The organism is Roseivirga sp. 4D4, assembly GCF_001747095.1.
GTDB lineage: Bacteria > Bacteroidota > Bacteroidia > Cytophagales > Cyclobacteriaceae > Roseivirga.
In genome coordinates, this window is record NZ_MDGP01000001.1 from 789,582 (window position 1) to 805,064 (window position 15,483).

At 40.8% G+C, this 15,483-nt stretch carries 13 protein-coding genes; 9 read left to right on the plus strand and 4 right to left on the minus strand.

Annotated features, from left to right (window positions below):
- Positions 1-59: 59 nt before the first annotated feature.
- The gene (locus BFP97_RS03430) at positions 60-2,624 is read left to right on the plus strand and encodes an ATP-binding protein (protein ID WP_069841067.1); all 2,565 of its coding nucleotides are present in this window, start codon (positions 60-62) and stop codon (positions 2,622-2,624) included.
- Here the strand turns inward: BFP97_RS03430 and BFP97_RS03435 are convergent.
- Positions 2,613-3,623 carry an acyl-CoA reductase gene (locus BFP97_RS03435; RefSeq protein ID WP_069841068.1) on the minus strand — a complete coding sequence of 337 codons (1,011 nt, stop codon included), beginning with the start codon at positions 3,621-3,623 and terminating at the stop codon, positions 2,613-2,615. The two genes, BFP97_RS03430 and BFP97_RS03435, sit on opposite strands and share 12 nt — an antisense overlap.
- A gap of 148 nt (positions 3,624-3,771) precedes the next feature.
- On the opposite strand from BFP97_RS03435, the gene BFP97_RS03440 reads away from it, so the two are divergent.
- Positions 3,772-4,116, plus strand: coding sequence for a 4Fe-4S dicluster domain-containing protein (locus tag BFP97_RS03440; RefSeq protein ID WP_069841069.1), 345 nt, complete (start codon positions 3,772-3,774; stop codon positions 4,114-4,116).
- A gap of 58 nt (positions 4,117-4,174) precedes the next feature.
- Here BFP97_RS03440 and BFP97_RS03445 read toward each other — a convergent pair whose 3' ends face one another.
- Complete coding sequence (locus BFP97_RS03445) at positions 4,175-5,080, minus strand: DUF58 domain-containing protein (protein WP_069841070.1); 906 nt, start codon at positions 5,078-5,080, stop codon at positions 4,175-4,177.
- 182 nt (positions 5,081-5,262) lie between these two features.
- Between BFP97_RS03445 and BFP97_RS03450 the strand changes: the two genes are divergently transcribed.
- The 3 genes from BFP97_RS03450 (at position 5,263) to cas6 (ending at position 7,801) form a co-directional block, all read left to right on the plus strand.
- The gene (locus BFP97_RS03450; RefSeq protein ID WP_069841071.1) at positions 5,263-5,607 is read left to right on the plus strand and encodes a DUF3276 family protein; all 345 of its coding nucleotides are present in this window, start codon (positions 5,263-5,265) and stop codon (positions 5,605-5,607) included.
- Between the two features lie 151 nt (positions 5,608-5,758).
- Positions 5,759-6,856, plus strand: a complete 1,098-nt coding sequence (gene ychF / locus BFP97_RS03455) for a redox-regulated ATPase YchF (protein WP_069841072.1) — start codon at positions 5,759-5,761, stop codon at positions 6,854-6,856.
- A 132-nt stretch (positions 6,857-6,988) separates the two neighbouring features.
- Positions 6,989-7,801 carry a CRISPR-associated endoribonuclease Cas6 gene (gene cas6, locus BFP97_RS03460; protein ID WP_069841073.1) on the plus strand — a complete coding sequence of 271 codons (813 nt, stop codon included), beginning with the start codon at positions 6,989-6,991 and terminating at the stop codon, positions 7,799-7,801.
- Here the strand turns inward: cas6 and BFP97_RS03465 are convergent.
- Positions 7,798-9,069: a DUF5103 domain-containing protein gene (locus BFP97_RS03465; RefSeq protein WP_069841074.1), complete on the minus strand. Its 1,272-nt coding sequence runs from the start codon at positions 9,067-9,069 to the stop codon at positions 7,798-7,800. The two genes, cas6 and BFP97_RS03465, sit on opposite strands and share 4 nt — an antisense overlap.
- 98 nt (positions 9,070-9,167) lie before the next feature.
- Between BFP97_RS03465 and BFP97_RS03470 the strand changes: the two genes are divergently transcribed.
- A complete protein-coding gene (locus BFP97_RS03470; RefSeq protein WP_069841075.1) occupies positions 9,168-9,725 on the plus strand; it encodes an RNA polymerase sigma factor in 558 nt (185 codons plus the stop codon).
- Positions 9,722-11,152 (plus strand): hypothetical protein, encoded by a 1,431-nt coding sequence (locus BFP97_RS03475; protein WP_069841076.1) that lies wholly within the window; start codon positions 9,722-9,724, stop codon positions 11,150-11,152. The genes BFP97_RS03470 and BFP97_RS03475 overlap by 4 nt, the downstream gene beginning before the upstream one ends.
- Here BFP97_RS03475 and BFP97_RS03480 read toward each other — a convergent pair whose 3' ends face one another.
- On the minus strand, positions 11,153-13,066 hold the full coding sequence (locus tag BFP97_RS03480; RefSeq protein WP_069841077.1) for an ABC-F family ATP-binding cassette domain-containing protein: 1,914 nt from the start codon (positions 13,064-13,066) through the stop codon (positions 11,153-11,155).
- A gap of 108 nt (positions 13,067-13,174) precedes the next feature.
- Between BFP97_RS03480 and BFP97_RS03485 the strand changes: the two genes are divergently transcribed.
- Positions 13,175-14,326: a PQQ-dependent sugar dehydrogenase gene (locus BFP97_RS03485; protein ID WP_069844186.1), complete on the plus strand. Its 1,152-nt coding sequence runs from the start codon at positions 13,175-13,177 to the stop codon at positions 14,324-14,326.
- A 61-nt stretch (positions 14,327-14,387) separates the two neighbouring features.
- Positions 14,388-15,356 (plus strand): ABC transporter ATP-binding protein, encoded by a 969-nt coding sequence (locus tag BFP97_RS03490; protein WP_069841078.1) that lies wholly within the window; start codon positions 14,388-14,390, stop codon positions 15,354-15,356.
- Positions 15,357-15,483 lie beyond the last annotated feature (127 nt).

A 15,483-nucleotide genomic window follows, 5' to 3' on the forward strand; every position in this document is an offset into this window, starting at 1 on the left:
CATTGTTATTGATAGGTAGTGAAATTAAGCATAATTTTAGAGGCAACTCTTTATCTCTTATGATTAGACACACACAAGAAAGAGAAAGTGAGCTTAAATACCTGTCTACAGCTTTTGAGGGCTGTTTGAATGGTAAACATAGCTTGGCTTTTATTAAGGGAGAACCAGGTTCTGGTAAGTCTTTCGTAGCACACAAATTTTTATCGGGTCTTGAAACCAGAGATGATGTAATCATGGGGACGGGCATATGTAATGCTAAAAGTGGCTTCGGTAATCCCTACCTTCCTTTTAAGGAGGCAATGAACGATCTCATTCACTCCCTTTCAGAGAAAGAGGCCTTAGATCCCAAAAAGGAGTTAGCAAATAAAGGAGTACGATTCGCATTCAAGGCACTACTCGACAATGCCCCTGACCTTATTGATCTTTTTGTTCCCGCAGGAGGGCTAATCAATAAACTTGGGAAGTATGCATTGGAAGAATCAGGCTTAAAAGAAAAAATTGACACTTGGAGAACCAAAACAGATCAAGAGCCTCCTGTACTAAATGATGCCGAAATTTCCACACAGTATGTGAGCTTCCTCAAGCAGCTATCCAGCAATTACAAGGTCGTGATCTTTATCGATGATCTTCAATGGGCGGACGAAGCTTCTATCAACCTTCTTTTTCATATTAGTCGTCATCTTGAGACGTTTCCCGTGTTTTTTCTGGGTACCTACCGAACCAGCTATGAAGAGGTGGAGAAGAATGGAGAAAGGCATGCGTTAGCACCGGTTCTAAATGAATTGAAAACGATTCATGGAGATATATCTCTTGATTTGAACTTTGAAAACGAGGAGGAAAAGTTGCAATTCCTTTCATCTATCATAGATCGAGAACCGAATAAGCTTGATGATTCTTTCAGAAAGGAGTTTATAAAGATTAGTAATGGGAATCCCCTTTTTGTTACAGAGCTGTTTAAGGCTATGCAAGAAAGTGGTAAGCTTTATCAAAATGAGGCAGGCGAATGGGAAGTTTCAGATAATCTTGTTTGGGATGAAATGCCAGTGAAAGTAGAAGCCGTGGTAGAGGAAAGAGTAGAACGACTCGAGACATCTATGAGATCGTTACTCTCACAAGCCAGTGCTCAGGGCCGTGAGTTTCTGCTACAGGTGATTTCCCAAATTGAAGAAATCAATGAACGAGAGCTGGTTCGGAATTTCACGCGTGAGTTGGCACAAAAACACCAGTTAGTGAATGAGTTGAGACCGAAACGAAGAAATGGCAAGATTTTAAGTCCATTCAATTTTACCAATGGCCTTGTTCAACAATACCTCTATAACGATTTGGGTTTTAGTGAAAGGATGTTTCTTCATGATGACATTGTCAAGGCACTTGAGACCATTTATGAAAATGAAATCGATTCTGTGGCTTCATTGTTGGCACACCATTGTGAAATGGCCGATCAACCTGAGAAAGCCGTTGATTATTATGAACTGAGCGCAAAACATGCGCTCCGGATGAGTGCCTTTAGAGAAGCATCGATTTCATATGAGAAAGCACTCACACAAAATGCACTTCTGCCCGATGGGGAAGAAAAAAAGCATAAGAGACTCAAACTGCTCATCCAGCAAAGTGTGGCCTTGAAGCAGATAGATGGATGGGCAAATAAGAGGGTAATCGATCTATATATTGAGGCCAAGGATTTAGGAATAGAGCTAAATAATGTAACGGAAACGGCACCTGTTCTTTTTGGACTTTGGGTAGTGCACCTGATCCATCTCGAGTTGGACGATTCATTGAATGATGCTCGGGAACTTGTCGAATTGTCTGAGAAAAATAATGATGAGGGACTCTTGATCAAAGGTAGCTTGTCGATGTGTAATACCTATTACTGGTTGGGAGATGTTGAAAACACAAAGAAGTATTATGATCAGGCCTTAAACATTTACGACCCTGAGAAACATGCTGACCTGACTTTTGATTTTGGACAAGATCCAAGGTCACTTGCCTATCAGTTTAAGATCATGACCCTTTGGCTTAAAGGTGAAGAGTCTGAGGCATTGGCAGAATTGGAAAAGAGCTATGAGCTGATGAAGGCTTTGGACCACCCATTTTCTTTTGCAATTCTAATTTGCACTGCTTCTTGGTTGGCGTTTCATCTTGAGGACATTGAGATGATTAGGAAGTTCAATACCGAGTTAAGAGAAGTGAGTGAGAAGTATGAATTCACTTTTTACCTAGGTATGGCTAAGATGTTCGAAGGGTACTTATTAATGACTGAAGGAGACTATCAAGGTGCTGATCAGTTAATCGATGAGGGGTACCAAAAGGATTTTCTAGCCAGTGGAGGGCGACTTTTCAACTCAGTCTATGTTTTGATAAAGGGAGAAGTTGCATTGAATAGTGAACAATATGAAGAGGCCCTGGTCTTGGTAGATGAAGGGCTTCAAGTATCGAATGAAACGGGCGAGAAAGTGTACTATTCAGAGTTGCTTAGGCTTAAGGCATTGCTGCTTGATAGAACGGGAGACAACCGTAACGCCCTAAGCCTATTGGACGAAGCAGAAGCATTTGCAAATGAGAAAGGGTTGACCGTATTGCTTGGTAGAGTAATCAAGACGAGAGATCAGTTGTCAAAGACTTGATAGAAACTCAAGTGTATCCACTCCATCAGCATAGTCCCAAAGTTCAGGGCTTTGTGCTGTGCCGAAGTCTAGACTTCCTTCATACCAGGCACCTTTTGAAACCATACACTGAATCTTTTCTCGGCTAGCGGATAACTTAAGGTCGAGTGCAGCCAAACTCTCATAGGGCTCGTAGTAAATGACAGAGATAGGAGAGACTAGGTCTTCACTTTCTCTCATCAAGAAGAATCCAGAATCGAGATGATTCTCACCATTAACCAGATAAATCGATTTATTGTAGTCGTAGTTGTTTCGGTACTTATGATGGTCGAGTATTGGGCCGAACGCTTCTAAAGATTTTATCAGTTTGGGTAGCTCAAAACCCTTAGGCACAAAGACTTTTGAAACGTTGCGGCAACCCAAGCCAAAGTATTGGAAAGCATCTCGGCCTATTTTCGATAACTCTTCTTCGGTTTCATTACCGTTAACGATACCCACCGAAACTCTATTCTGACGAATGATATGCGGATACTTCGAAAAGTAATGTTTGAAGTACCTGGCACTATTATCTGAACCGGTTGCAATGATGGCGTCTACATCATTAAGTCTTTCGATGACTTTAATTTGATCGCCAAAGTTTGGGTTGATCACTTTGAGTTGATTGACGACTTCACTCATCAAAGCACGATCTTGAGAAGAGTATTTAATATGCGCTTCATTTCCAGAGACAAGAACGGTTAGCAAGTCGTGAAGTCCTACTAGTGGAATGTTTCCAGCCATGATGAGCCCAATACGTTTTGGTGTCGTGGGGGATAAGGTATAGTCGGCAGTCCAACGCTCTATTTTTTCGGGGCTAAGCACTTGACTCCAGGCTTTGAAGGCACTGCGAATACTGTCAGGGGTAAACCAGCTATTTTCATTTCCAGCCATCAGTATTAACTGATCTAGTTCATCTTTTTCAATGGTCTTTAACCACTTTCCCAGTGCTGATAAGCCTTCTTTTCGGTCCTGAATAGTCATTTTTCAATCGTTGGTGCAAAAATACGCCTTAAGTTTACTTCCAAGTTAATTTGAGTATTACTTTTGCGACTGAAAAAAATCTTATTTCACTAAACTTCATTTGATAATTGTTGTTGATAATAAGGTTAAGAAATAGACATAGAAGAATATGGCGATTATAATCACTGATGAATGTATTAACTGTGGGGCTTGCGAGCCAGAGTGTCCTAACACAGCGATATACGAAGGAGGGATGGAATGGACCTGGGCCGGAGGTACTGATTTGAAAGAGATCGAATTAGAAGATGGTACCAAAGTGGATGGCAATGAAGCGCAGGAACCTGTGTCTGATGAGTTTTACTATATCGTTTCAGGAAAGTGTACTGAGTGTATGGGTTTCCATGAAGAACCTCAATGTGCCGCAGTTTGTCCGGTTGACTGCTGTGTAGACGATCCTGATTATAGAGAGACAGAAGAGGAGCTATACGCCAAGAAGGATTGGATGCACGTATAAGTGAATTAGAAATTAAGAATTGACAATTAATAATAAGGCTTCCAAATGGAGGCCTTTTTTATGACATCTTACCCCGTTTAATTAAGTATGATTTAAGGATTTGATCAAAGCCCTCATTGATGTCGGCCTCGATTAGATCGATTTTCAGCTTAGCACACTTGAGGTAAAGCTCATGGTAGTAGCTATCCATTTGCTTTTTGAAATCCTTTTTGATGGTTGCAGGGTTCAATCTGACTCTTTCCTTCGTTTCTGAATCGATAAACTCATAAGGCCGATCTTCAAACTCAAAATTGAACTCGGTCTTGTGATCCGTTACATGAAAGAGGAGGACTTCATGTTTTTTATGCTTTAAATGTTGAAGTGCTGACATCAATTCTTCCTCATTGCTCTGGTTGTCAAACATGTCGCTGAAAATAACAACCAATGATCTGCGGTGAACTTTTTGGGCAAGTTGATGAAGAATTTGGGCCACATTGGTACGCTTCTCTTTCTTCTCTTTTTCCAATAGGCTATTTAGCTGCAGGAATAATTTATGGATGTGGGCTGGGGATGATTTTACCTGTGTTTCCAGCTCTAATTTATCGCTGAATGTATGCAAACCAACCGCATCTCTTTGTTTGTGCAGTAGATAGGTAATTGCGGCAGCGGCCATTACTGAAAAGCGCATTTTCCCATAGTTTTCGCTTGGGTAATACATAGAAGATGACTGATCAATCACCAATTGACACCTCAGGTTAGTCTCTTCTTCGTAGCGCTTAGTGTATAGGCGGTCGGTCTTCGCAAAAATCTTCCAGTCAATATGTCTGGTACTCTCGCCATTGTTATAGAGTCTATGTTCTGCAAATTCGACTGAAAACCCATGATAAGGAGATTTATGTAAACCCGTGATGAATCCCTCAACCATTTGCTTTGCAAGCAATTCGATGTTGCCAAACTTCTTAATTTCTTCGAGCGAGAACTGCATCTTCTATAGACTTGTTTAAGATTGAGATAAAGGCGTTAAACAGCCCTTAAATGGTACTATATAATTCAACCTGAAGTTTAACCTTTTATTTCTACGGTTATTGCAATAGTAATTATTAATGGTTTATATTAGGCCATACTTTTTTAATAATTCGACCTTGAAAGGGATATAAAACGAAGATTGTGGAAGAGCAAAAGGACCGGAATGAAATTTTTTCGAAGAGGGTAAGAGCAGGAAAGAGAACTTATTTTTTTGATATCAAAGCTACCCGCTCAAACGATTACTACCTCACCATTACTGAAAGCAAAAGGAAATACAAAGAGGATGGTTTTACCTACGAGAAGCATAAAATCTTCTTGTATAAGGAAGACTTCGCCAAGTTTGTAAATGCTTTGAGCGAAACAGTAGACCATGTAAAAGAAGAATTAATGCCTGAATTTAATTTCGATCAATTCGAGGAAAATGGAGAGTTCAGCATGGAGAATACTGCTGACGGAGAATCTGATAGCCAGCTAAGCTGGGACTAACAACAAGAACTTTAAATAGAACCCCTGCTTTATAAATAGAGCAGGGTTTTTTATGTGCTTAACTTAGGCTTACATTTCTGCCGAATGCAATAATTATTATCTTTGCGCGCGATTTCAGATGAAGTCAATCAGATAAAAATCAATAAATCTCATGGGATTACAATGCGGTATTGTTGGGCTTCCTAATGTTGGAAAATCTACACTATTCAATGCACTTTCAAGCGCAAAAGCCGAAGCGGCTAACTTTCCTTTCTGTACTATCGAACCCAATGTTGGTGTGGTAACAGTACCTGATGAAAGGTTAAATACACTCGAAGGTCTGGTGAGTCCTCAGAAAGTGATTCCAACCGTGATTGAGTTTGTGGACATTGCAGGCTTGGTAAAGGGCGCCAGTAAGGGAGAAGGTCTTGGTAATAAATTCTTGGCCAACATTCGTGAGGTAGATGCCATCATCCATGTGATTCGCTGTTTTAATGATGACAATGTAGTGCACGTTGCTGGTAGCGTGGATCCCGTTTTCGATAAAGATGTGATTGACACTGAACTTCAGTTGAAGGATTTGGAGTCTATAGGAAAGAAAATTGAGAGAAATCAAAAGATTGCCAAGTCTGGAGATGCAAATGCTAAGAAGCAAATTGCCGTTCTCGAAAAATTCAAAGCTGCCTTAGAGGAAGGTGCAAATGCCAGAGCAGTAGAGGCCAGTGAAGATGAATTAGAAGTGCTAAAGGACCTTTCGCTGCTTACCATTAAGCCTGTGATCTATGTAGCCAATGTAGAAGAAGAAGCTATACATTCAGGCAATGAGCACGTAGAATCCCTTAAAGAAGCTATCAAGGCAGAAGAAGCAGAGGTGATCATGATCTCGGCATCCATTGAGGCACAAATTGCTGAGCTTGAGGAGGAAGATGAAAAGGAGATGTTCCTGGAAGAATATGGACTGACTGAGTCTGGATTGAACAAGCTGATTAGAGCTTCCTACTCCCTGTTAGACCTTATCACCTACTTTACGGCTGGTCCTACTGAGGTAAGGGCTTGGACGATTAAAAAAGGCTGGAAGGCACCTCAGGCAGCAGGAGTAATTCATACTGATTTTGAAAAAGGCTTCATTAAGGCTGAAGTGATTAAAATCCCTGATTATAAAGAATACAAAACTGAAGTAGCCATAAAAGAAGCTGGTAAAATGGCGGTGGAAGGTAAGGATTACATTGTCAAAGACGGTGATGTGATGCATTTCCGTTTCAACGTTTGATGATTTCCATTTGACATTTATTCTATTTTTTTTCGAGTGGTTGAACAATCTCGAATCTCATTCGGTTATGCCAATAACTTGATCACATGTATGTGCTTGAGGATTAGAAGGTATAGTTGAAAAGAGAGTGTCGTGAGAGTTAGAATAATTTTTAAACTGAAGAATAGGGGGGCATATCTTCCCTTTCATCATCAACATATTTTAGCACAGTTTTTAAAAGGTGTTTTGGTCAAAGGTGGTAATGAAAAATACATTCATTATCCCTATTTCAATTTCTCGGGTCTCAAAGGTCAGACCAAGATTTCCAGAAATGGACTTCATTATTATTCTAGCTTAGTAACTCTGGTAATATCCTCTGCCGATCAGGCTTTTCTAGATTATCTATTAGAACAGGTTTTCGAATTCGATGATATACAGTTAGGCAACTTAGAAGTATCACCAATCAATACCGAAGTTGAGAAGAGTATCGACCTGACGGACGAAATGAAATTCATCTGTATTTCGCCTGTAGTTCCTTCAAAAGCAGCTTTTAATGATACTGAAGGTAAAAGATTTATCCTGCCAGAAACGGATGAATTTTCAGATTTGCTGTATGATTCCACTATGCAACGAATGGAGTCCACCGGTCTTTATTCTGATGAGCAAATGGCGAGTTTCAGCAAGTTTCAAATTGTCCCGGATGTGGCCTATCTCAATAGATTAAGAGAAAGAGAAAAGAAATTTGCTCGTATCTATTCTGTGTTCGACATGGACGTGAAGTATGAGGTGAGAGGTTATACACTTCCATTTAAACTTTATGCCTCGAAGGAAGTACAGGAGTTCTTATTTAACTGTGGTCTAGGAAATTATACTTACAAAGGCTTTGGTATGCTGGACATCGCAAATGCCAATCCTATTGATAGAACGGAGCAATACAGCTTTAGTAAAGAGTTGGTAACGGCTTAACGTCTGGAGTTATACTCGATTCTGCTATACCCTACTAGCTGATCGCCTCTTCCGCCCATTGGTTTGAAGTAAACTAGTATTTCGTAAGTATTTTCAGTCTCAAAAAAGCTCTGTTCGATTTCCGATGGGCTATTTGAATCTATGGTATATAAGTAGTTGTACCAGCCTTGTTTTAGTAGTTGGTTTGAGTAGTAGTTTTTATTGATTGGATCATATCGTAATTGTGAATTCTCATCTTTGATCCATTGATTGAATTGGCCTAATAAATAGATGGGATCATTCGTCTCGGGGTAGTTAAGGGTAAATTTTACATCAACATATTCTCCGGTCAGACGGCCAGCTCTTCCACTTTCCAGATCGCGGATATAGAATTGACCGTTTACATCTAGTGTCTGAAAGTAGGCTGGGTCACGTACCCGATCAGACATTAATTCTGCTTTTGGTCGATCATTTACGAAGCCTATTTGAGCTACGTTTCTTCCAGCACCATTCACCGTACTGATATCGAAGAGCCTGAATTCATTTCCACCTGGAAAATCATTTTCCTCACCCAGATTCTGATACCGAATCAGCTTGGCATTTTCATCAATAAAAGTATAGTCCAAGCCTATTTTAGAGGCATCGGGTCTTTGGTTTTGTCTTACTACAACTGTAAAGTCTTTACCAGGATTGATACTATTCAAACCGGCATAGTTTAAGGTAACCTCAACGCGTTGATTGGTGAGTCTATTCGCGATGTCTGATGATCGGTTAATATTTCCTCCAACGGCAACTTGGTTCTTATATACCGAAAACCGCTTAGAGAGAATAATGTCTTTCTTCTTTCTATCCCTGTAGACGACAGCCAGATAGTTTCCTGTTTCCTTAAATTTTGGAATTTCGTAGGAGTAATGCACATAATTGATCTTGGCTTGAGAGCTGAATTCAAAATCAACAATTTCAAACTCATTGTATCCATTCAGGTACATAGGAGCTCTTAAGTCAGAAGGTGTCCAGTCTGCATTACAGTGTATGAAGTACACGAAGTAGTAGTCAGCATCTTCGCGTAAATCATCAAATTCTAAAAGAAGCTTTTTGCCATCATCAATATCGATAACGGGAGGAGATAAGGTCGCTTCAATGGAAGGGGCATATGGATAAAGCTGAACCGTTTTAATCGTTGACTCGTAAGCACGATCTTGGTATAGCAATTGCTTTTGTTGTCCAAAGACAACGAATGTAAAAAGGACAAGTAATAGCGCTATAAGACTAGTTTTTTGGGTATTCATTTGTGTTAATAACCTTTTGGTATTTAATATCTTGCCTTAACAACCTTTTAGTTCCTTGTAGTGTCAATATTATCAAGAGAAGAGAGCGCTCTGCGTCAATGATTCAAGATATAGAATTAATTAATAAGTGCATTAACGGTGAGCTAAAGGCACAGCGAGAACTTTATGATCGCTATGCTGCAAAGCTGATGCCAGTTGCTATGCGCTATGGAAAATCTCAAGAGGATGCTGAGGATATCCTTCAGGACGCGTTTGTCAAGATTTTCAAAAGCCTTGAATCATTTCGCCAAGAAGCTCAATTCTTGACTTGGTTGAAACGAATTGTCATCAATACATCTATCAACCATAACAGAAAGAAACTCTATCAGCAACCAATGCTGGATATAGAGAAAACACCACTGCATGTGGAAAAAGAACTGATTATATCTAATCTGCATTTCACTGAAATAATGGCAATGCTTCAAAAGCTGCCGGTCGGGTGCAGAACCGTATTTAACCTCTTTGCAATAGAGGGTTATGGCCATAAGGAGATTGCGGAGCAGTTAGAAATTTCTGAGGGAACTTCTAAGTCGCAATATGCTAGGGCAAGAGCGCTTCTGAAATCAATGATTGATGAAGCAAATGGAGTTGTTCAATCTAATATGTTAATGTCATGAGCAATTTTGAAAACGATATTCAAAATGTTTTTGAGGGAGCAGAATTTCAACCGTCCGATAGGGTCTGGGCTGGTGTTGAAGCTGCCTTGACAGCCCAAAAGAAGAAAGGAATCTTCTTTATGTGGCAGACCTATGGAATTGCAGCCGGACTGGCTGTAATATTCACTTTTGGGTTCCTGTACAATGATGGGTTCTTTAATAATGGGCCAAATGTTCCAGTAAAGGAGTTGTCAAAGGTTGAGCAAGAAGAAGACAAAAAGGCAAACGCTGAAGACCCTAGTAATAAAACCAACCAGGAATTGGAAGAGAGTGGTTTAGACACCAAAACTAATCAGGCATCAAAAGATGATGAGAATGAGAAGACCCTTGAAAGTGTGAATCCAGGATCGATTGATGCATTAAAAGACCCTCAATCTATTAATGATGCACTACAAGCAAGAGTGAATCAGGAGAAGAAGGAGACAAATGGAGTAAGTCGTGATAATGATAACGCGGTTTCGAATGACTTGAAGTTGATTGATAATACAGTGGCCCTAGATGTTTTCAATAGTCTGGTGCTGGCTAAGGCCAAATCGAAACCCTATCGCTATAGCTTGGCTTCAGAGATACTGCTGTTCAACGCTAAAATGTCACTTGAGCCAATGAAGGAAACAGAAATCTTAGCTAGTAATATTCCTGAATCGAAACCTAATGATTTTGCCGGACAACAAAGCATTAATGGGTCACTGGGTAATAGCGTATTGAATTTATCATCAACAGGCTTCTCTAATAGCGCATTGAGTGCAGATTTGAGAGATCCCAATAATTTTAATACACTTTCGGCTTCCGTGGAATCTGGAGAAGATCAGGCATTAGGTGCGATAAGTGCTGGTTTCGGATTTACTATGGATTTGAGCAAGCGACTTTCTTTGAACTTGGGAGCGCGATATTCAGAATTCAGGTTTAGAAATACTTCAAATGCATACTCTGTGGAAGATGGTAGATCATTGCCCATTTATGCGCCTATAGGCTTTGATGCTAGCAATGTGTTTTTCATCGGGAATTATGAATTGGAGAACACCGTACAGAGTTTATTCCTGCAAAGTACCTTTAGCTATAAAGTATTGAGCTTTGGGAATTTTGATGTGGCCTTGAGAGCAGGGGTGGGTGTTGACTACTTCCTTGCTTACAAGATTAAGGGTGACCTTAACTTTCTCGAGACACGCAAAGTCAACCCATCAGAAAGCGACTTCTTGAATAGAACAAATATCAGTGGAGTATCAGGTTTGGGACTTAATTATAGACTTAACAACCAGTTTGGAATCAGTGGAGATATCAGCTACCGAAGGTTTATTACCAGCCAGAATAGTGATGTCAATTCTACCCCCGCTTCGGTGCTTGGCTTTGGGCTTTCTATCAACTACTTCTTGAATAGAAAAGAGGAATAGTCAAGCTTCAAGGGCATCAATCTGAGAAGCTAGTGTTTCCCATTTCGAATGCTCTGCATCGAGCATATCCTTAGATTTTTGGTGCATCGTACTCTTCTCAGCAAGTAGGTCAGGGTTTCCAAAGACTTCAGGCTTACCCAGTTCTTCTTCAATATTGGCCACTTCAGATTCCAAGGTCTCAATTTTAGTTTCAACCGAAGCAAGCTCTTTTTGCAGTCGCTTCAGCTCTTTCTCCTGCTCGTTGTCTCTTGGTTTAGGATGGCTGGCTTTTACCTTAGTTTCAGACTTGGGCTTGGCTGTTTCAGCTGCTTCCTGCTTCTCCCTTTTGGATTGCCAGTATTCGTACTCCTCATAAGTACCAGGATACTCCTTAAGCTGCGCGTCTTCTATGTACCAAATCTTATTGGCAATCTGAGAAACAAAGTGTCGATCGTGTGATACGATGACGAATGTTCCTTCATATTGCTGTAAGGCCTGAGTAAGAATATTTACCGATAGAAAATCCAGATGATTGGTCGGTTCATCCATCATAAGGAAATTTGCCTCGGAAAGTAAGGTTTTGGATAGCGCTACTCTAGATTTTTCTCCCCCGGAAAGGACTTTGATCTTTTTGAAAACCTCATCGTTCTGAAAAAGGAAGCAACCTAATATCCCCCTTAACTCTCCTTCGGTTTTATTACTACCCGCCTGTTTCAGCTCATCTAGAATTTCATTCTGTAGGTTAAGCGCCTCTAATTGATGTTGTGCATAGAAAGCGGTCAGTACATTAAATCCTTCCTTGCGTTCTCCTTCAATCGGTTCTGTACCTGCAATGATGCGCAGCATGGTAGACTTCCCCTTGCCGTTGGCACCGATCAGGGCGATTTTATCACCACGTTCGATTTGTGCACTTGTGTTTTTAAGAATCTGTAGGTCTCCGTAGGCCTTAGATATATTGTTCAGCTCAATAATGAACCTCCCAGATTTCTGCTTGAAACCGAACTTGAAGTTCATGGTCATATTTTCATCGACCACATCTTCAATCAAGTCCATTTTCTCGAGGGCTTTCACTCGCGATTGCACTTGACGGGCTTTAGTGGCCTTCGACCTGAAGCGTTCTACAAATCGCTCGGTCTGCTTAATCGCTTGTTGCTGGTTTTCGAAGGCATTCTTTTGAATTTCTTCACGAAGTGTCTTTTCCTTGAGGTAAAAGGAATAGTTACCTGCATAATGGGTGAGACTTTGTCTGGCCACCTCAACCGTAGAGGTAATTACATTGTCAAGAAACTGTCTATCATGAGATACCACAATAATTGCACCCTCGTAATTTCTCAGGTAGTTCTCAATCCATTGAATAGAGGGGAGGTCAAGGTGGTTAGTTGGCTCATCAAGCATTAAGAGAGAAGGTTTCTGCAGGAGAAGCTTGGCTAGCATAACACGCATTCGCCATCCACCCGAGAACTCTCTTAATGGTCGCTGTAAATCTTCGGTGCGAAAACCAATGCCCTCAAGGATCGCTTCGGCTTCCGATTGTAGGCTATATCCACCCAATGCTTCATATTCGTCCTGAGCTTTGGTCAACTTATCTACAAGGTGCTCCTCGTAGTTAGTTTCCATTTGCTTGAGAATGATGTCTATCTTCTGTTGCAATGCATTGGCTCTTTCAAAGGCTTGCATGGCAACTGCCAATATGCTCTCATCGGATTGGTAGGAAAGCAAATCCTGATTTAAGAACCCAATGGTACAATCCTTACTTTTTGAGATTTCCCCACTGGTTGCCTGATAATTGCCAATAATCAAATGCAAGAGAGTCGATTTACCCTTGCCATTCAATCCGATCAGTCCAATTTTGTCATTGGGCTTTATGTGCAGAGACGCATTGTCATACAATGCTCTGTCACCGATTAGATAGGAAAGATTATTAATGGCAATCATGCCGCAAAATTAGCTTTCCCTAACACAAATCAAACCACAGCCATTGATAAAATAGCATTCATGCAAATCCTTGATTTTTGATACCTTCGGGAAATGAAAATTTCACATATGAACAAATTCATCCTTACCCTAAGTCTTACCTGCTTAATCAGTCTTTCCGCAGCTTGTCAATCGAGAGGCGAGAAGTCTGAGGCTGAATATGATGCGAGATTAGCCAAGATTAATCTACCTGATGGTTTTAAGATTTCGATGTATGCTAGTAATATCATCGATGCACGATCGCTGGCCAGAACAGCAGATGGGAAAACGGTCTTTGTGGGAAATAGAAGAAGAAGAAATGTCTATGCCTTGACTGATACCAATGGAGATATGGTGGCGGACAAGGTAGATACCATAGCGACAGGGCTTAGAATGCCAAACGGTGTCTATTTTCACGAAGGTGACTTGTTCGTGGCTGAGGTGAGCAAGATTCATCGCTTTCCGGATATCATGAATAACCTGAAGGCTCCAAAGTCAGAAGTAATTTTCGATGGATATCCTACTGAGACACACCATGGCTGGAAGTTTATATCCTTCGGTCCGGATGGTAAGCTTTACGTACCTGTTGGTGCTCCATGTAACGTCTGCGATAAGTCAGAGGAGAACAAGGTTTATGCATCGATTACCAGGATGAACCCAGATGGTTCTGATATGGAAGTTTATGTGGAAGGTGTAAGAAACTCTGTCGGATTCGCCTGGCACCCGGTGACGGGGGATATGTGGTTTACAGATAATGGCCGAGACTTGTTAGGTGACGATGTTCCTGCTTGTGAACTAAATCATGTATCAGCCCAGGGCGATCATTTTGGCTTCCCTTACTGGCATCAAGGTGATATTGCAGATCCGGATTTTGGCCAGGGTAGAGAAAGAAGTGATTACAGAGAGCCAGCCTATAAATTTGAGCCGCACTCTGCACCCCTTGGCCTTAGGTTTTATCAAGGGAATATGTTTCCAGCCAAGTATAAAAACAATATCCTAGTGGCCCAGCATGGCTCTTGGAACAGAACGCAGGAAGCTGGTCACATAGGTTACCAACTTCGGTTTATTCAGGTTGAAGGTGATAAAGTGGTCAAAAGCGAAATCTTTGCTGATGGCTGGTTAGATGAAGAGACAAACAAGGGTTGGGGCAAACCAGTTGATATTATGGAGATGCCTGATGGCTCTATCTTGGTTTCTGATGATGTAAACCACTGTATTTATAGAATCAGTTACGAAGACTAATGCAAAAATAATTATTCAAAAGGCCGCCTTATGGGTGGCCTTTTTTGTTATTTAGAAACAAATGCTGGAAGTCAGAAATATTTCAAAAACCTACCCCGGAGAAGACTATGGAGCGGTCAATAAGGCTAGTCTCAAGGTAGTTGAGAACGAGATAGTAGCATTGGTAGGGAAGAGTGGCTCTGGTAAAAGCACAATGCTTCAAATCATAGCAGGTTTGATGAGGCCGGATAATGGTGATATCATTTTTAGGGGAGAACCTTTAGAAAACCCTGATGAACAATTGATTGCCGGTCACTCTCAGATCAAGGTTGTATTTCAAGACTTTCAGCTAAAGCCAAATATGACGGTAGAGGAGAATGTCCGTTACAAACTCCTACAATTTGACAAAGCCTATCAGGCAGACCGCACTAAAGAGTTGCTGGATCTATGCAACCTGTCAGAGTTTGCCACCAGAAAACCCAAAGAATTGTCTGGTGGCCAGAAACAGAGGCTTTCCATTGCAAGAGCTTTGGCAGATGATCCCGAGCTGCTCTTAATGGACGAACCTTTCAGTAACCTCGATCCACTAACCAAGCAGGATTTGCTGATCGAGTTAGTTGAAATCGTCAAATCAGAAGGGCTAGGGCTCATCTTTGTAACACATGACACCAGGGATGCTATGCTGATTGCTGATAGAATAGCCTTTCTGTCCGAAGGAGCATTGATTCAGAATGATACAGCGTCAAATGTTTACAACTGGCCCATTAATCTCGAAGTAGCCAAGTTTTTTAGTCATATGAACGATGTGAGCCATATCACTAAAGAGGCAAACTCCTTCTTGCGTGCTGAGTTCTTAAGGTTAGGAAAGGGGTTTGATTACGAGATTCAAGTTGACGTGAGAAGATTAATCTTTCTAGGAGGGACTTATCTGGTCGAAGCTAATGATGTTGAATTAGATCGTCAATACCTCTTCTTTATAAGCGAGAATTTGGGCCTCGATGAGAGCAATATTTCAGTTGGCTTTAATACAAAGGATGTGCTAAGGTTTTAGCCTTCTGTATTGATAGAAGTTTTTTTCGTATCTTCGTTGTGTATAGTTTCTATACGTCCTCAACCCTGTCATCAACTTTTTCGACTTACCTTTCACGATACATAGACACTATTTTATTCAACTGACT